The sequence below is a fragment of the Pseudomonas sp. CFII64 genome (assembly GCF_000416235.1).
In the GTDB taxonomy this organism is placed as follows: domain Bacteria; phylum Pseudomonadota; class Gammaproteobacteria; order Pseudomonadales; family Pseudomonadaceae; genus Aquipseudomonas.
In genome coordinates this window covers 262,773-280,327 of record NZ_ATLO01000042.1, presented here as the reverse complement: position 1 = coordinate 280,327, position 17,555 = coordinate 262,773, and the positions used below count along the sequence as shown (strand labels likewise).

The window sequence follows — 17,555 nt, the reverse complement described above, 5'->3', positions numbered from 1 at the left end:
GGAGCCCATGAATGAGCATCAAGATTGAGGCGCTGATCGCCCGCAAGATCGGCTTCGCCTCCCACCAGAACGCCGTGCCGCTGGTACGTGAACTGAGCCTCTGGAACCAGAGCGAACAACCTTTTGAGGATCTGGTGCTGAGCCTCGGCACTGATCCGGCTTTTGTCGAGACCCGGACCTGGAACATCGATCGCTTGAATCCCGGCGATCGTCTGAGCATCAACGAACGCGATATCAAGCTCAACGCCGGTTACCTGGCTGGCCTAACGGAAAGCCTTGGCGCCGAAGTCGTGCTGCGCTTGTCGCGGGGCGACGAACTGGTCGTCGAACAACGCTTTGCCACTGAACTGCTGGCGCGCACCGAGTGGGGCGGTCTCAGCGCCATGCCTGAGTTGCTGGCCGCGTTCTGCATGCCCAATGATCCGGCGGTCGACCGGGTGCTCAAAGCCGCTTCGCAGGTATTGCGCCGCGCCGGCAAGAAAGACGGCATCGACGGCTATGAAAGCAAGTCGCGTACCCGGACCTGGGAACTGGCCTCTGCAATATGGTCTGCAGTCTGCGGGTTCAAGCTGAGCTACGCGCTGCCTCCCGCCAGTTTCGAGCAGCAGGGCCAAAGAATCCGGCCGCCGGGCATGATCCTCGAAAATGGCGTGGCGACCTGTCTGGACACCGCGTTGCTGTTTGCCGCCGCTTTGGAACAGGCCGGGTTGAATGCCTTGCTGATCCTGACCAAAGGCCACGCTTTCGCGGGTGTCTGGCTGCAGCCTCAGGAATTTTCGCAGTTGTTGACCGACGAGGCGTCGGCGGTGCGCAAACGTCTGGACTTGAAAGAACTGGTGGTGTTCGAAACCACTCTGGCGACTCAGGCTCCGGCGCCGGGTTTCAGTCAGGCAGTCGCCGCTGCTGAGCGGCAACTGGATGATGAACAGTTCATCATGGCCATCGACCTGCATCGCGCGCGGATGCAGAAGATTCGCCCGATAGCCCTGGCCCCCGGCCCGCATTCGCCAGCAGAGGCGGATGAGGCGCCCCCGGCTGTTGAAAGCCTGGAAGAAGCGCCGCTATTGCCTGGTTTCGATGTGGAAATCAACGACAGCAGCGATGGGCCAGCTGGCAAGCTGACGCTCTGGCAGCGCAAGCTGCTCGACCTCACCACCCGCAATCGCTTGCTGCACCTGCCGGACAGCGCCAAAGGCGTGCGTTTGTTATGCCCTGATCCGGCGGCTCTGGAAGATTTGCTGTCCAGCGGGCAGCGCATTCGCGTCCTGGCCGTGCCGGACCTGAACAGCAGTGGCCGTGATACCGCGCTGTACGAACAGCAGAATCATGCAAGTCTGGTCGACGAAGTCGCACGTCAGGCGCTGGCCCGTGGTGAAGTGCTCGCCAGTCTGGAAAAACCCAGGCTCGAAGCGACCTTGATTGATCTGTTCCGCAAAGCGCGCAGCGATCTGGAGGAGGGCGGTGCCAACACGCTGTTTCTGGCAATCGGTTTTCTCAAGTGGAAAAAAAGTGCCGACGACCCGAAAACCTACTCCGCGCCGCTGATTTTGCTGCCGGTCAAACTGGAACGCAAAAGCGCCTTGTCGGGGGTCACCCTGAGCTTGCTGGACGAAGAACCGCGCTTCAACCTGACGTTGCTGGAGCTGCTGCGCCACGATTTCGAGCTGGTCATTGCGGGGCTGGACGGTGATTTACCGAGCGACGACAGCGGCATCGATGTCGAGGGCATCTGGAATAAAGTGCGCCGCGCCGTGCGCGATGTGCCAGGGTTTGAAGTCAGTACTGAACTGGTGCTTGGCACCTTTTCGTTCGCCAAATACCTGATGTGGAAAGACCTCAACGCCAATGCCGCACAACTGCTGCAAAGCCCGCTGGTCCGGCACTTGCTGGAGCGCGATGCGGGCGGCGAAGCGTTTGCCGGCGCCGATGAGTTTCCGCGTCCCGAGCAGCTCGACGCGACCGTGACACCGGCACAGCTGTTTACCCCGCTGGCGGCAGACTCGTCGCAGCTCTCGGCAGTGGTGGCTTCTGCGGGTCAACACAGCTTCGTGCTCGACGGCCCGCCCGGTACCGGCAAATCCCAGACCATTGCCAACATGATCGCCCACAACCTGGCCCTCGGTCGCCGCGTGTTATTCGTGGCGGAAAAGCGTGCAGCGCTCGACGTGGTGTATCGCCGGCTGGCCGAGAAAGGTCTGGGCGAGTTTTGCCTGGAGCTGCATTCAAGCAAAGCGTCGAAGGTCGAGGTGCTCAAGCAACTGGACCGCGCCTGGGATGTACGCGACGCCTTGAGCGCCGAGGAGTGGCAACGTGAGGCCGACCGATTGCAGACGCTGCGTTCGCGACTCAATCAAATGGTCGAAGTGTTGCATCGACGCTGGTCGAACGGCCTGTCCCTGCATCAGGCTATCGGTCGTGTCGTGCGCGACCATAGCCCCGCAACGCCGCACCTTGGATGGTCGGCAGGTATTGAACACGATGCTGACCAGTATGCTGGCTTGCTGGATCTCGCCCGCCGTCTGGGGCTGAATGGCGCCGCTGCGCGAGACTTGTCGGGCAAATTCGGCGTGCTGAAGCAGACTCAATGGTCGAACGCCTGGCAAGCGCAGATCGTCAGCGCTGCCCGCGAACTGCCCCAGGCGCTTGATGCACTGATCAGCGCTGCTGAAAGAGTGCTGGCGCTGATGCACTTGCCGCTGCCGGTGACCGAAGTGGCGGACCTGCAACAGCTTAATGAGCTGACCGGTCTGCTCGTTGAGTGCCATGGCCTGAACCTTTCCTTCGCCTTTGCTCCAGACGCCACTGCGCGAATCGAAGCGGCCCGGCATGCCTGCCAGCTGCTCGCCGATTACCGCGAGCTGGAGGAGAGTCTGTCGTTGAACTACGCCGACGAAGCCTGTCGCCGGGTGCCGGTCGAGTCGCTGCGCAGGGACTGGCACGAGGCTGAGGGCAAGTTCTGGTTCTTTGCCAATCTCGCCAGGAAGAAGGTCGCTACGCAGCTGGCCTCGGTGGGTGGTGCTGCGGGTTTGCCGGACGTCCCGGGCGATCTGCTGATCCTGGAACGTTTGCAGGCGCAACTGCTGGAGCTGGACGGTCTGGCGCCCGAATTACAATCGATTCCCGGCTGGAACGGACTGGCCAGCGACAGCGCCCGCACGCTCAAGGCCGTGGTGCTGGCGGAAAGTTTGCGTGCCCGGCTCAGGGCGCTGGTGGAATCACCCGAGCAGTTGATCGCGTTGCGCAGTGCCGTCGCACGGCTGGTGATCGAGGCCAATGACATGCTCGGCGTGGGCGGCCAGATCGCTGCGGCGCTGGCGACATTGCAGCAAGCCGTGGCCCGTTATGATGCCGCCGCTCGGCTATTTGCCGAACTGGCTGCCACCGGTAGCGAAATGCTGCCGAACGTTGCCGAGCTTCGTGCGACCTGCGCCGCTATTGCGCAGCTGGAAGGACAGCTCAAGGCGTGGTGCGACTGGTGCCGGGTCCGCGAGCAGGCGGGCGGAGCAGGTCTGGCACCGTTGGCTCAGGCGCTGGAGCAGGGCAGTCTGCCGCCGTCGACCATCGAGGAGACATTTGTTACGGCGTATTCCCGCTGGTTCGCCACCGTGGGCATCGACGCCGAACCCTTGCTGAGAACCTTCGTCGCTGCCGAGCACATGAGCGATATCGCCACTTTCAATCGTCTGGACGACGAGCTGGCAACGCTCACCGTACGTTACATTCGCGCAAAGCTGTGCGGCCTCATTCCGTCGAAGAACGACATTGCCAAGAACAGTGGTTTTGCCATTCTCAAGCATGAGCTGCAGAAATCCCGGCGGCATAAACCAGTGCGTCAGCTGGCCATCGAGATGGGCGATGCGCTGAACCGTCTGGCGCCGTGCATGCTCATGAGTCCGCTGTCGATTGCCCAGTTCCTGCCGGCCGATCAGCCGCCGTTTGATCTGGTGATCTTTGACGAAGCGTCGCAGATCGCGCCTTGGGACGCTATCGGCTCCATCGCGCGGGGCAAACAGGTGATCATTGCTGGTGACCCGCGCCAGATGCCGCCCACCAACTTCTTCAACCGCAGTGCCAATGCCGAAGACGACGACACGGCCGAAGATATGGAAAGCATTCTCGACGAATGCCTGGGTGCCGGCGTGCCGAGTCACAGTCTCAGCTGGCACTACCGCAGTCGCCATGAAAGCCTGATCGCGTTTTCCAATCACCGGTATTACGACAGCAGCCTGATCACCTTTCCGGCCGCTGAAACCCGGGCCAGCGCGGTCGAATGGCGGCGTGTCGAAGGCGTTTACGCCAAGGGAAAAGGGCGTTGCAATCAGGTGGAAGCCGAGGCCATTGTTCAGGAAACGGTCAAGCGTCTGACTGATCCGGCGTTCATTGCCGCAGGTTATTCAATCGGCATCATTACCCTTAACTCCGATCAGCAGAAGCTCATCAACGACCTGATGGACGCGGCCCGTCAGCAATACCCGCAGATCGAACCCTTCTTTCAGGACAGCCAGACTGAGCCGGTTGTGGTGAAGAATCTGGAAACCGTGCAGGGCGACGAGCGCGATTTGATCATGCTCGGCATCGGTTACGGGCCTACCGAACCGGGTGCGCCAGTGATGTCGATGAACTTCGGGCCTCTGAACAAGGACGGCGGCTGGCGTCGGCTTAACGTCGCCATTACCCGTTCACGTCGCGAGATGCTGGTGTTTTCGTCGTTCGATCCGTCGATGATCGATCTCAACCGCACCAACGCTCGCGCGGTGCGTGATCTCAAGCACTTCATTGAATTCGCCCAGCGTGGTCCGAGGGCGTTGGCCGAGGCAGTGCAGGGTTCGGTGGGCGGTTACGATTCGCCTTTCGAGGAGGCAGTGGCGCAAGGGTTACGCAGGATGGGCTGGCAAGTGGTGCCACAGATCGGCGTGTCACGTTTCCGCATTGATCTGGGGATTGTTCATCCCGACCGTCCGGGCGATTACCTGGCGGGTGTCGAATGCGACGGGGCGACCTATCACAGCGCCGCGACTGCCCGCGACCGCGACAAGGTGCGCGGGGCGATTCTGCGCGGTTTGGGCTGGAGTCTGCTGCGTTTGTGGTCCACCGATTGGTGGGTCGACAAGGAAGGCGCTTTGCAACGGTTGCATGCGGAGTTGAGCGATCTGCTGGAGCAATCGAGGGCGGTGCCGGTCGCGCAGCACGTTGATTTTCCTGAGCCACTGGAGGTCAACGTGGAACCCGCCGGAACGCTATGATTTGCGCAGGACCGGCGTTAGCCGGGAGATCAATCTCCCGGCTAAAGCCGGTCCTGCGCAGTCTGCACGGATCGGGTGAATCAGAAGTCGATAGTGCCCGAGAATTTCACCAGACGCGGTTCGCCCTGAGTCAGATAACCGCCGTTGGCGGAAGCCCAGTAGTTCTTGTCGGTGATGTTTTCCACGTTCACGCGCAAGGTCAGGTCTTTTTGTTCAACCCGCATCTTGTAACGTGCACCCGCGTCGAAGCGGTTCCAGGTTGGCAAGCTCAGGTTGTTGGCCTGATCCGCGTACTGGCCGCCAGTGCGCAGCATCCGGGCGTTAAGCGCTGCGCCCTCCAGGCCGGGGATATCCCAGTCTGCGCTGGCGTTGAGCTGGAAGGTCGGCACGCCAATCGCGTGGTTGCCGTCGTTGAGGCCGCCGGAGGTGTTTTTCAGCTCGGAGGTCATCCGCGTGCCGCCAGCCATCAAACGCAGGCCTTCAATCGGCTCGCCAAACACGCTCAACTCAATGCCTTTGTTGACCTGCTCTCCGTCACGCACATACAGGCGGCTGGCGGCATCGACGAAGCCGTCGGTAGGGCGCTCGATGCGGAACACACCCAGATTGGCGCCGAAGGTCTGCATGTCCAGCTTGATGCCGGCTTCCAGTTGCTTGGTGCGACCCGGCGGGAAGGCTTCTCCCAGGTTGGTGATGTTGGTGCCGGATGCGACGGGCCCTTTGGCCAGACCTTCGATGCGGTTGGCGTACAGCGAAATGATATCGGTAGGCTTGTAGACAATGCCGTACACCGGCGTGGTGATGGCCTCGTCATAGATCGAGCTGCGGCTGCCGTCGTTGGCGGGGTTGGCCACGCCGTTAAAGGTGCTGCCGTCGTACAGGTAGTTTTCCACGCGCAGTTGCTGGCGACGCACGCCGTAGGTGAGCAGCAGGCTGTCGTCGAACAGGCCCAGAGTATCGGAGACCGCGAAGCTGCGGTTGCGGGTTTTGCCCGTGACGCCAGGATCGCCCATGTCGCCGCCGGTCAAGTAGCCGTCGGTGGGCTTCGCCAGTTTGTTCGCGTTGTAGATATTGGTATTGCCAACGGTAGGTCGATAAAACGTGTAGGCGTTTTCCTGCTCGGTCCAGATAGTCGAAGCGCCAATCGCGATCTGATGGCTGATCGGGCCCGTCTGGAATCGGCCATTCAGGCCAGTGCTAAAGCTGGTGTTGTTTTCATTGTGCGGAATTTCCGAGCCGCTGATGGTAGCGGTGCCGGTATTGCCCACCAGCGCTGGCGTGCCGTAAACCCCGGTTTCGCGGGTGTGCTTGACGCCACCGGCGAGGTAGGCCGTCCAGCTGTCGTTCAGATCCCAGTCGCCGCGCATCATGCCGAAGGTGTCTTCGGTTTCGGTGTAGGTCCAGCTTTGGCCATAGTTATGGCTGGCGTCAGGCGCGGTCGGAATACTGGTCGCAGTGCCCAGCTGCACGGTGTTGCGCAAATGGTTGACGCGCTGTTTTTGATAACCGAAATCTGAAGACACACGGAACTTGTCGCCGCGATAGTCCAGGCCGGCGACGAACAGCTTGGTGCGTTGATCCTGATCGTTGACCGCCGTTTCACCTTCACGCTGGCTGAGGTTGACGCGTGCGCCGAAGCGGTTGTCATCGCCGAAGCGCTGGCCGAGGTCCAGATGCTCGCCGATCCGACCGTCGGAGCTGATGTCCTGGGTATAACGACGAGTAGGTGTGTCGCCAGCGCGCTTGGGTTGCAGATTGACGCCGCCGCCCAGGCCGCTGCCGGTCGGGCTCACACCATTGATGAAGGCATTCGGGCCTTTGAACACTTCAACGCGTTCGATGGCGTCGGTGGAGAGAATCTGGCGTGGCAGTACGCCATACAGCCCGTTGTAGGAAATATCATCGCCATTCAGCGGCAGGCCGCGAATCACGAAGACCTGAGCCTGGTTACCGAAACCATAGGATTGGCGCACCGACGGATCGTTGAGCAGTACGTCGCCCACGTCTTCAGCTTGTTGGTCTTCGATCAGCTTCGAGGTGTAGCTGGTCATGACAAACGGCACATTCATGTTGTCCTGGTTGCCCAGCACACCCATTTGCCCGCCTCGTGCTACCTGACCGCCAGCGAAGGTTTCAGGCAGCGTGTTCGAATTGGCCTTGACCGCTTCGGCGTTGACATCAGTAGCGCCGAGTTCCACCGGAGCGGCGGCGTGGGCCATGAAGCTGACGGAACAGCAGAGTGCGAGCAGGGTTGGGCGCGACGGAAATGCGAAGACCATGGGGCGAATACCTGAAGTGCAGGAAAATGGTGAAGTGCCTCCATGGCAATACGACTGATTCTTAGGCGCAAATACTATCAGGCGTGATTGCAAATTGTTATCAGTCAATAACGAAATTTTCACATTTCTCAAACAACGCTCGTTGGAGCGAGGCTCGCCCGCGAAGAACGAACGCGGTAGAGCAGGGCTACCGAGACGTCTGATTCGCGGGCAAGTCGGAACGCCGCCCGCTGCAACGGGTGTCGGTTAGAGGTGGGGGAATCTTGCCCGCTTACTTCGCGAACGCGTACTCGCCGCCCCGGCTGATCGCCTTTTTGTAGGCCGGTCGCGCCTGAAACCGCTCTACCCAAGCCGCCAGATGCGGGTACGGGCCAACTTTGCCCTGGGCTTTGGCGAACTCGCCGATGAAGCTCATCTGGATGTCGGCGCCGCTCAGTGCTTCACCGACCAGATACGGCGTCAGGCCCAGGGCGGTGTTCAGGTAGCCGAGGTAATTATCCAGTTCCGAGTTGATGCGCGGCAGCAGCGGCGCACCCGCATCACCCAGGCGACCGACGTAGAGGTTGAGCATCAGCGGCAATATTGCCGAGCCTTCGGCAAAGTGCAGCCACTGAACGTACTCGTCGTAGGTGGCGGACGCAGGGTCCGGTTGCAATGCGCCATTGCCGTGACGGCGGATCAGGTAGTCGACGATGGCACCTGACTCGATCAGTACATGGGGACCGTCTTCGAGCACCGGGGACTTGCCGAGCGGGTTAATGGCCTTGAGTTCCGGCGGGGCGAGATTGGTTTTCGGATCACGCTGGTAGCGTTTGATCTCGTAGGGCAGGCCCAACTCCTCCAGTAACCAGAGAATGCGTTGCGAGCGGGAGTTGTTGAGGTGGTGGACGGTGATCATGAGGTCTCCAGCGACAAGTTTTAAGTGTCTTAAGCAGACTGCACGAGTGGCGACGAGTGCCCGGTATTTTTTGAACGGTTGCGTCTGCGCGCGCAGCAGTGGGTGGCATTGAGGGGATCGATGGGTAAAGATGGGGCTTCAATTCGCAATGATCTGAAGGAACCAGCATGCTTATTCGACGCTCACCCATCGCCGCCGCGCTCGCGTTTTCATTGTTGTCCTGTACGGCGTTCGCTAACGACCTGGCGCCGGCTCAATTGCTGAAAAAAGCCGAGGCTGAACAAAAGTCTTATCTTGCGACCGTCAAACAGCTGGTGGACATTGATACCGGAACCGGCCAGGCGCCGGGCTTGAAAACCGTCAGCGCAGTGTTGGTCGAGCGGCTCAAAGCCTTGGGAGCTGAAGTCACCACGACGCCTGCGACTCCATCCGCGGGTGACAACATCGTCGGCACCCTCAAAGGCACGGGCAACAAGAACTTTCTGCTGATGGTCCACTACGACACGGTGTTCGGGCCCGGTACGGCTGCGAAACGTCCGTTCAAAGTTGACGGCGAGCGGGCCTACGGTCCTGGCGTAGCTGACGCCAAAGGCGGGGTGGCGATGATTCTGCATTCATTGCGACTGCTGCAGGAGCAGAAATTCACGGATTTCGGCACCCTCACGGTGCTGTTCAACCCGGATGAGGAAACGGGGTCCGCCGGTTCGAAGAAAATAATCGCCGAACTGGCCCGCCAGCACGACTATGTGTTCTCGTACGAGCCGCCGGACCGAGACGCGGTCACCGTCGCCACCAACGGCATCAACGGTCTGATTCTCGACGTGAAGGGCAAGTCATCTCACGCCGGTTCCGCGCCTGAAGCCGGGCACAATGCGGCCATGGAACTGGCGCACCAGATGTTGCAGCTCAAGGATCTGGGCGATCCGGCCAAAGGCACCACGGTCAACTGGACGCTGATCAAAGGCGGTGAGAAACGCAACATCATTCCATCCAGCGCCGCGGCCGAGGCTGATATGCGTTACTCCGACCTGAGTGAAACCGACCGGGTACTTGCCGACGCCCAACGCATCGTGGCAAAAAAACTCATTGATGGCACTGAAGTGACGTTGCGCCTGGAAAAAGGCCGCCCACCTCTGGCGAAAAATCCGGGCTCCGAGCAGCTGGCAAAAACCGCCCAGGCGCTTTATGGCGAAATCGGTCACAACATTGAGCCGATCGCCATGCGTTTTGGCACCGATGCAGGCTATGCCTACGTGCCGGACAGCGCCAAACCGGCTGTGCTGGAAACCATGGGCGTCGTCGGTGCCGGCTTGCACGCCGATGATGAATACATCGAACTGTCGAGCATTGCTCCGAGGCTTTACCTGACCGTGGCGTTGATTACGCAGTTGTCTCAGGAAGATGCCGCGCCGTAATTTCGAGGGTTTCATCAGGTGTGGAACGCTTGAGCCTGGTCAGCCCCACGCGGCTGGCTGGGCCTTGGCCACTATGTCTCAGGTCGACGAGACTTTTCTGTGATCGCTTAAAAGCTCATGAAGTGAGCTGGCCATGCTGTTTAGCTGAGCCTCCAGTGCTTCAACTTCACGGCGATTGAAAGCGGTCACGCTCAATTCCTCCCCCGTACTCAGCAGGCGTTTTTCTGTTGCCTCATGTTTGCTATCAACCTTCAACATCTGCCGTAACAATCCATTGATCAGTGTCTGGTAGCCGATACCTTGCTCGTCGGCACGTTCCCGCGCCGCCTGAAGCACCACATCGTCCAGCATAATCGTGATGCGGCGCTTGCCCTTGACGGGTGCAACCGGTCCGCGTTTGGCGTTGCTAAAGTCGTAATGCTCTTTCATCAGTCATTGCCTTTGTAAAGATTGATTTCGTGGGCGCTAGCCTTCCTGGCTGAGATCAATCTGATGAAGTTCGGATCTCGATAGGTGTACGCCACCACCAGAATCTGCCCCGTACCGCTGTCTCCAATGGTGATCCAGCGCGGTTCGTCGTGATCGTTGTCTTCTACTGTCAGTGCATGCTCGTCGTACAAAACGGTTTCTGCATCAGCGAGGCGAACCTTGTGTTTAAGCAGGTTTTTTCGGGCTTTGGCAGGGTCAAACTGGATTCTGAAAATCATTATGCATATTCGATATGTATATTCAAAGTGTGCGGCGTGAGCAGGAAGAATGAAGGCCTGGGCCGATGAGCAGGCAGTAAGTATGTAGCGACTGCGACGGGCGTAGCAGCGGGCTTTCGGTTCGAAAGTCGATCCGGATCAGGCTTGGCAGCAGCATGAGTCCGACTGTAATAATTCCGTTACATACCGGGAGTAATTTGGCGCTTTCTCGCGGCTGGAAGAATCGTAGTGATGCGCCTGTTTTCTTCCTCGCTGAGCCTGTTGCGACTGCTCCTGGTGATGCTGTGTGTGGCCACGCTGGTATTTCTGTGGGGGCTGTTTTTCCAGCAGAAAGCTACTTCCCGTGACGAAGCGCTGGCAGCCAAGGCCGCCGAACATTTGAACCTGGCCACGATAGCCGCAGAAAACCTGCGCCAGTTGGTCGACCGCGCCCAGGCCATCGGCAAGGTTGCGCGCAGCGATATTGAAGACCGGGACCAACGCAGTTGGGGTTTGGTGCGCATGCTTGCCGAAGACCCTGTGCTTAAACGCATGAGCCTGTACAGCCGCGATGGCCGCCTGCTTTCCGGCACTCATGTTGACGAGCCACAGCAACTGTCCGGGGATTGGCTGGCGCAACTGCAACGTCACATTGATCGCAACGGCCTCAAGCCCTACCTGCCGGGCTTGTCCGACTCACCCAACGAATCCGCACCGCCGAGCTGGCGCCTGCCGTTCCTGTTGCCATTGGCCGATCCTTCGATGCGGGAGCTCGACAGCATCCTCCTGGTACAGCTGGATATCGGCTATTTGGCGGCACTCTTCGAGCACATTGATCTGGGACGCAGCGGCATGATGCGTCTGCTCGATAGCGGCGGCCACGAGCGCTTGCGGCTGACCAGCAGCGGCGTTGTGGTTTCCGGCGCGGTCCTCAGCCCGCAATTGCCGAGCAGCGGCAGTGAATCCGGGGAAATCAGCCAATATTCCTCCAGCGCGCAATTCCAGAGCCTGTATCGGCGCACTTCACAGCGCGGTTTCAGCGTCATCGTCAGTCAAGAGCGCGACGAAATCCTTGCTCCAGCGCAACTCACCTATGAGCGGCAGCTCTGGCTGAATCTCTGTATGACGCTGTTCATTCTGGGCAGCCTGATCTGGACCCTGCGCGTTTTGAACAGACGTCAGGAAGCGTTCGCGGCATTGGAACAGGCCCAGCAGATCAACCAGGACCTGATTACCCGGCTGGAGGAAGAGCACCGGCGCAGCAGCCATGCTGCCGCCACAGACCACTTGAGCGGTCTGCACAACCGGCGCCAGTTCATGGAGGTTGCCACACAGGTGCTGACCCGACAGCGTGGCAAACGGCAGTTGCTGGCGATTCTGTTCATCGATATGGACCGCTTCAAATCGATCAATGATTCCCTCGGTCATCGAACCGGTGATTTGCTGTTGCAGGCGATTGCCGGACGCATCAGTCGCTTGCTGGAGCCATGCGACGCAGCGGCGCGCTTTGGTGGCGACGAATTTGTCGTACTGTTGGCCGGAGAGCGAAGCGAAGAACAGATCGACGCCTGGGCTCGCATGCTGGTGGACAAGCTTTCAGCAGTATATTCCCTGGAAGAACATGAGCTCAGCACCAGTCCCAGTGTCGGCGTGAGTATTTGTCCACGCGACGGTCAGGACGTCGAGGGCATGATCCGCTGCGCTGATGCGGCGATGTATTCGGCGAAAAGAGCGGGGCGCGGACAATATCGGTACTTTGATCCTTCGCTCAACGTCGCAGACATCAAGGAGTTCACCCTGGAGCAGGCCTTCGCCGGGGCGTTGAGCGAGCGCCAGTTTGTGCTTCACTACCAGCCGCAGATCCGCCTGGACTCCATGCTCGTGGAAAGCTACGAGGCATTGGTGCGCTGGCAGCACCCCGACTTTGGATTGCTCTATCCGGATCGGTTTATCTCCCTGGCTGAACGCAGCGGTTTCATCATCGCCCTCGGCTGGGAAGTGCTGCGTCTGGCGTGTGAAGATCTGGAGCGCTGGCAGGCACAGGGCAATCGCGCACGACTGGCAATCAATATCTCGGCGCTACAACTGCGCCAGGCTGACTTCAGCCAAAAGCTCCTCAGCGAACTTGAACGCTACGACATCGAGCCGCAGCAACTGGAGCTGGAAATTACCGAGACCTCGGTGCTGGATCATGAAGGGCAGGGCATCGAGCACCTGAGATCCCTGCGTGCCGCAGGCCTGGCCATCAGCCTGGACGACTTTGGCCAGGGTTATGCCGGTTTCGCCCATCTGCAATCGCTGCCGCTGACCAAGTTGAAGATTGATCGCGCGGTGATTGCGCCGCTGTCCAACAGCCCGGACGACAATCCCATCGTCGCCTCGACCATCATTCTGGCCAAACGCCTGGGGCTGGAAGTGGTTGCCGAAGGCGTGGAAACCCGCGAGCAGGTCATTTGCCTGAAGCTGGCCGGCTGCGACATGGTTCAGGGCTATCACTTCAGTCGACCGCTGTCTTCGGCCCAGCTCGATGAATATCCCCCCTTTACCAATGCGATGGAAAAAGCATGCGCGCAGTAATTGCTTTAAGTGTTCTGCTGATATCGCTGCTGTCCGGCACCCTGGCTCATGCCGAGTGCGATCAACAGAGTCTGCGCTTCGCAATCATCCCCAAGACCAACAAGACCGTGGACGTCCTGGTGCTGGAGTATCAGCCGTTGCTGACGCGGCTGAGCACTGCGCTGGGCATTCCGGTGGAAATCGTCCCGGCTTCTTCCTATGAAAGCGTGATCGATGCAATTGTCTCCGGTGGCGTCGACATTGCCTGGCTTGGACCGGCGTCCTACATCCTCGCGCGCCAGCGCGACCCGCGCATCGAGCCGTTTGCCAGCCTGACCATAAGCCCCGGCTACTTCACCCCTGCCGGGCATCATTATCAGTCGCTGCTGCTGACGCGTCGCCAGGACGCCAGCAGCCTTGAGGGATTGCGCGGCACTCAGGTTGCCCTGAGCGACCCGGCGAGCACTTCAGGCAGTGTCGTGCCCAACGCCGAATTTTCGGCCCAAGCGGGGCTGCCGCTGACCCGGTTTTTCAGCTCTGTGGTGTATTCAGGCTCCCACGACAAATCTCTGGATGCGCTGCTGGACGGCAGGGTAGACGCGGCATTTGTGGCCAGCGTGCGGGTTGACGCATACCTCAACAGCGGGCGAATCACGCGCGACACGTTCAACGTGCTGTGGCGCTCGACGCCGATCTACTACGATCCGTACGTGTTCGGCGGCAGCCTGTGTCCGTTGCTGAAAGAGCGAATTCGCGCCGCGATGCTGAACGATCAGCAGGGCCTTGCAGCTTTTCTGAAAGCTCAGGACGCTTCCGGTATCGTCCCTGCCAGCCATGCGGAATACGAACCACTGCTGCAGTTGATGCGACAGAAGCCGATTACTCCATGAGGTAAAACGTTGGCAGTGGCTGTGTTTCAGATGATCGCGATCACCTTTGTTTAGACGTCTCTACAGGTTTCACGATAATCTTTGCCACCCCGTTCACTTTACCCGCTGACCGATGCCCAGATCTGAATTCTCCGTTGATATTGAAGCCGTCGGCTCTATTGAGGCTGTTCCGGTCATTTTGAGCATGGTCAAACACCTGACCGGCATGCGTTTCGCCGCTGTCGCCAGGGTCACCGAAAAAAGCTGGGTGGCGTGTGCCGTCGATGACTCAATCAATTTCGGCTTGGAACCCGGTGGCGAACTGGTGCTGGAGTCGACCATTTGTCATGAAATCCGGCAGCACCAAAAGCCGGTGATCTTCGGACATGCCAGCGCGCATCCGATTTTCTCGTCACACCACACCCCCAAGCTGTATGGGCTGGAGAGTTATATTTCCATCCCGATCATCAAAGGCAACGGTGAGTTCTTCGGTACGTTATGTGCGATTGATTCGGTGCCGGCAAATCTTGAATCGCCCGCCATCGTCAAGACCCTCACACTGTTCGCTCAGTTGATTGCCATGAGCCTCGATACCCAGAGCAACCTGGAAGCGACCCAGGCGGCATTGGTCAACGCCAATGAAACCGGCATGCTGCGCGACCAGTTCATTGCTGTGCTGGGCCACGACTTGCGCACGCCCTTGAGCGCAATCCGGATGAGCGCGGACCTGTTGCAAAGCAAAACAACGGAAAAGCGCTCACTCAATCTGATTTCAGCCATCCGCAACAGCTCGGTACGCATGGGCGTCCTGATCGAGAATGTCCTGGATTTCGCCCGTGGACGGATGGGTGGTGGCATTCCCGTCAAGCGCCAACTGGTCGACGATCTGGGGCACATACTCAAGTTGACGCTGGATGAAGTCCAGGCCTCGCACCCATTGGCAATCCTGGATCATTCACTGGACCTGCCCGCGGGTATCTACTGTGACGCGTTGCGTATCACGCAATTGCTGTCAAACCTGCTCGGCAACGCAGTGACTCATGGGGCAAACGGAACATCCGTCGAGGTTCGGGCCTATTCGGATAATGATGAGGTCGTGATCTGCGTGGTCAACCAAGGGCCGCCGATTCCAACGCAACTGATGCCGTTGCTGTTCGAACCGTTTACCCGTTCGCAAGCAGGCCAGCGCGGGGAAGGGCTGGGCCTGGGGCTGTACATCGCCTCGCAGATTGTCAGCGCACACGGCGGCAGCCTCAGCGTGACGTCGACTGTGGAGGCGGGAACAGCATTTGTCGCCCGATTCCCGGCGAAGATCAGGTGGGTGGTTTAAAACCCGCCTGATTGAAACATTTAGCTAGTTTCCCGGCGAGTTCAGATTCATCGAGCGCACCGCCCATTGTTCCGCTGTTTGCTGATCCACCGGCAGGGAGAAACGGAACGTCGCGCCGCGTCCGGGCACATCGACCAACTGAATATCACGTCCGTGCAATTGCAGGATGCGGTGCACGATACGCAACCCCAGACCGCCATCGCGACGTGAGCCGCCGATGTTGAACGGGCGCAGGAACAGGCCTTCGCGCAGCTCAGCGGCAATACCGGGGCCGGTGTCGCTGACGGTGACTTCGATAAAGGCGCCTTGCGGGCGCAGGCTGAGCTCGATCTCCCCACCTTCAGGCGTGTGGCGCAGGGCGTTGTCGACCAGGTTGGTCAGGACTCGCTCGATCAGCCCCAGGTCAGCGCAGGCCGCAGCGACGTTGGGGGCAAAGGAAGCCTTGAGTTCGACGCGCCGCGCCTCGGCGTTCAGTTCGAATTTCTGGAAAATGTCCTGCACCAGATCGGTCAGCGGGAAACGTTCCAGCACTGGCTGCACAAAACCATGCTCCAGCCGCACCAGTTCCAGCAACGATTGCGCCAGGCCGCCGACCTTGCGGCTCTGATCCAGGGCAATGCCCAGATAGCGTCGGCGATCAGCGGGAGACAAGGTTGCATCCTTGAGCGACAAGGTTTCCAGATAGCCATGCAGCGAAGCCAGCGGGGTGCGCAGGTCGTGGGAGATATTTGCAACCAATTCGCGGCGTTCCTGATCCTGGCGAGTCAACGAACTCCATTGCGCACTGAGGCGTGCCTGCATTTGCCGGAACGCGGCGTCGAGCACCGCTATTTCATCGTGACTGGCGGCGTGGTCGACGGGTGCTGCTACCGGCGGTGCGGCCGGAGCGCCATCGATATCGAACTGGCTGACGGTTTCGGTGAGGCGCCGCAACGGTCGGGTGATCAGAGCGAACGCCGTGAGGCCGGCGATCAGGCACAACAGCGCGACCAGTCCGATGGACAGCAAAGCGGTATTGAGCGCCGCGCTGGTGGCGCCGCGCTCGGCCAGGCGGTCATGTTCTTCACTGAGCAGCACCACGTAGAGATAGCCTGCCGGTTTGCCATCCACGGTCAGCGGCGCGGCGCTGAACACCTTGCGCGCCTGATCACTGCGCGGGTCGTCACCGAGTATGGGCAGGGCATCGCCTTGCAGTAAACGGTGGACGGGGGCCAGATCGATCCTGTCCCGGCGAATCCGGCCCTCGGGCGATGCGCTGCCGACGACCCGCCCGGCCGTATCAAGCAGATAGACTTCGACACTGGGGTTGACCAGCATCAGCTTGCTGAACAGGTCGCGGACCGCGCCCGGCATCATGCCTTTGCTGTCCATCAGCACGGTATCGCGGGCAATGTGTTGCGCCAGATCTCGCGACAGCCCTTGCACCACTTCCAGTTCATGCATCCGGTTGGCGCGCACCTGCATCCACGCGGACGTGCCGCAGCACACCAGCAGCAATACGGCGAACACCAACGACAGGCGTTTGGTCAGCGTCAGCCTCATGGCTGTTCCTCCGCAGCGGCAAATTTATAGCCTCGGCCCCATACCGTCAGGATGCGCGCCGGTTGTGCGGGATCGGCTTCGATTTTCGCGCGCAGGCGATTGATGTGGGTATTGACCGTGTGTTCGTAGCCTTCGTGGCTATAGCCCCATACCGCGTTGAGCAGGTCCATGCGCGAGAACACCTTGCCGGGCTGACGGGCGAAGAAATACAACAAGTCGAACTCCCGAGGGGTGAGTTCCAGACGCCGACCGTCCAGGGATACATCACGGGTAATCGGGTCGATATTGAGCCCGCCAGTGATCAGGCTGCCGGCGTCCATCTTCAGGTTGCGAGCCATGGCGTCCACGCGCCGCAGCAGCGCTTTGACCCGCGCCACCAGTTCGAGCATGGAAAACGGTTTGGCCAGGTAATCGTCGGCGCCCAGCTCCAGGCCGAGAATCCGATGCAGCTCGCTGGACCGCGCGCTGGTGATGATGATCGGCGTGTAGCGGGCCATGGCGCGGGCGCGGCGGCAGATTTCCAGGCCATCGACGCCGGGCAGCATCAGGTCGAGGATCAACGCGTCCCAGTTGCCTTGCTGCACTAGACGCATGCCTTCATCGCCATCGGCGCAGTGCACGACTTCAAACTGCTCATCGCGTAGATGCAGGCAAATCAGGTCGGCGATATGCACGTCGTCCTCGACCACGAGAACCCGCTTGGTCTGTTCCATTGAATTCAATCCTTCAGCGCAATG

The 17,555-nt window shown here is 60.0% G+C and carries 11 protein-coding genes; 5 read left to right on the top strand and 6 right to left on the bottom strand.

The genetic code is table 11. The features are described from left to right. The first annotated feature begins 11 nt into the window (after nucleotides 1-11). Entirely contained in the window at nucleotides 12-5,243 is a 5,232-nt protein-coding gene (locus tag CFII64_RS19195; RefSeq protein WP_020292488.1) for a DUF4011 domain-containing protein, read from the top strand. Between the two features lie 80 nt (nucleotides 5,244-5,323). On the opposite strand, the gene CFII64_RS19190 is transcribed toward CFII64_RS19195, so the two are convergent. Both CFII64_RS19190 and CFII64_RS19185 read right to left on the bottom strand, forming a co-directional pair. Next, nucleotides 5,324-7,522 (bottom strand): TonB-dependent siderophore receptor, encoded by a 2,199-nt coding sequence (locus tag CFII64_RS19190; protein WP_020292487.1) that lies wholly within the window; start codon nucleotides 7,520-7,522, stop codon nucleotides 5,324-5,326. A 271-nt stretch (nucleotides 7,523-7,793) separates the two neighbouring features. Then, a complete protein-coding gene (locus tag CFII64_RS19185; RefSeq protein WP_020292486.1) occupies nucleotides 7,794-8,420 on the bottom strand; it encodes a glutathione S-transferase family protein in 627 nt (208 codons plus the stop codon). 167 nt (nucleotides 8,421-8,587) lie between these two features. Here CFII64_RS19185 and CFII64_RS19180 point away from each other — a divergent pair, with 167 nt between their 5' ends. Continuing rightward, the gene (locus tag CFII64_RS19180; protein WP_020292485.1) at nucleotides 8,588-9,835 is read left to right on the top strand and encodes a M20/M25/M40 family metallo-hydrolase; all 1,248 of its coding nucleotides are present in this window, start codon (nucleotides 8,588-8,590) and stop codon (nucleotides 9,833-9,835) included. A 78-nt stretch (nucleotides 9,836-9,913) separates the two neighbouring features. Here CFII64_RS19180 and CFII64_RS19175 read toward each other — a convergent pair whose 3' ends face one another. Beyond that, a complete protein-coding gene (locus tag CFII64_RS19175) occupies nucleotides 9,914-10,264 on the bottom strand; it encodes a BrnA antitoxin family protein (protein ID WP_020292484.1) in 351 nt (116 codons plus the stop codon). Further along, a complete protein-coding gene (locus tag CFII64_RS19170) occupies nucleotides 10,264-10,542 on the bottom strand; it encodes a BrnT family toxin (protein ID WP_020292483.1) in 279 nt (92 codons plus the stop codon). Before CFII64_RS19170 ends, CFII64_RS19175 begins: the two co-directional genes overlap by 1 nt. Before the next feature lie 228 nt (nucleotides 10,543-10,770). Here CFII64_RS19170 and CFII64_RS19165 point away from each other — a divergent pair, with 228 nt between their 5' ends. The 3 genes from CFII64_RS19165 (at nucleotide 10,771) to CFII64_RS19155 (ending at nucleotide 15,276) form a co-directional block, all read left to right on the top strand. Further along, nucleotides 10,771-13,098, top strand: coding sequence for an EAL domain-containing protein (locus CFII64_RS19165; protein ID WP_044901508.1), 2,328 nt, complete (start codon nucleotides 10,771-10,773; stop codon nucleotides 13,096-13,098). Beyond that, nucleotides 13,086-13,967 carry a phosphate/phosphite/phosphonate ABC transporter substrate-binding protein gene (locus CFII64_RS19160; protein ID WP_020292481.1) on the top strand — a complete coding sequence of 294 codons (882 nt, stop codon included), beginning with the start codon at nucleotides 13,086-13,088 and terminating at the stop codon, nucleotides 13,965-13,967. Before CFII64_RS19165 ends, CFII64_RS19160 begins: the two co-directional genes overlap by 13 nt. A gap of 112 nt (nucleotides 13,968-14,079) precedes the next feature. Next, on the top strand, nucleotides 14,080-15,276 hold the full coding sequence (locus CFII64_RS19155) for a GAF domain-containing sensor histidine kinase (protein ID WP_044901507.1): 1,197 nt from the start codon (nucleotides 14,080-14,082) through the stop codon (nucleotides 15,274-15,276). 24 nt (nucleotides 15,277-15,300) lie between these two features. On the opposite strand, the gene CFII64_RS19150 is transcribed toward CFII64_RS19155, so the two are convergent. Both CFII64_RS19150 and CFII64_RS19145 read right to left on the bottom strand, forming a co-directional pair. Further along, nucleotides 15,301-16,818: a HAMP domain-containing sensor histidine kinase gene (locus CFII64_RS19150; RefSeq protein ID WP_020292479.1), complete on the bottom strand. Its 1,518-nt coding sequence runs from the start codon at nucleotides 16,816-16,818 to the stop codon at nucleotides 15,301-15,303. Continuing rightward, complete coding sequence (locus CFII64_RS19145; protein ID WP_020292478.1) at nucleotides 16,815-17,531, bottom strand: response regulator transcription factor; 717 nt, start codon at nucleotides 17,529-17,531, stop codon at nucleotides 16,815-16,817. The genes CFII64_RS19150 and CFII64_RS19145 overlap by 4 nt, the downstream gene beginning before the upstream one ends. Between the last annotated feature and the right edge of the window lie 24 nt (nucleotides 17,532-17,555).

Coding starts and splice junctions, on each gene's coding strand:
- CFII64_RS19195 (WP_020292488.1), top strand. CDS start 12: ATGAGCATCAAGATTGAGGCGCTGATCGCCCGCAAGATCGGCTTCGCC.
- CFII64_RS19190 (WP_020292487.1), bottom strand. CDS start 7,522: ATGGTCTTCGCATTTCCGTCGCGCCCAACCCTGCTCGCACTCTGCTGT.
- CFII64_RS19185 (WP_020292486.1), bottom strand. CDS start 8,420: ATGATCACCGTCCACCACCTCAACAACTCCCGCTCGCAACGCATTCTC.
- CFII64_RS19180 (WP_020292485.1), top strand. CDS start 8,588: ATGCTTATTCGACGCTCACCCATCGCCGCCGCGCTCGCGTTTTCATTG.
- CFII64_RS19175 (WP_020292484.1), bottom strand. CDS start 10,264: ATGAAAGAGCATTACGACTTTAGCAACGCCAAACGCGGACCGGTTGCA.
- CFII64_RS19170 (WP_020292483.1), bottom strand. CDS start 10,542: ATGATTTTCAGAATCCAGTTTGACCCTGCCAAAGCCCGAAAAAACCTG.
- CFII64_RS19160 (WP_020292481.1), top strand. CDS start 13,086: ATGCGCGCAGTAATTGCTTTAAGTGTTCTGCTGATATCGCTGCTGTCC.
- CFII64_RS19155 (WP_044901507.1), top strand. CDS start 14,080: ATGCCCAGATCTGAATTCTCCGTTGATATTGAAGCCGTCGGCTCTATT.
- CFII64_RS19150 (WP_020292479.1), bottom strand. CDS start 16,818: ATGAGGCTGACGCTGACCAAACGCCTGTCGTTGGTGTTCGCCGTATTG.
- CFII64_RS19145 (WP_020292478.1), bottom strand. CDS start 17,531: ATGGAACAGACCAAGCGGGTTCTCGTGGTCGAGGACGACGTGCATATC.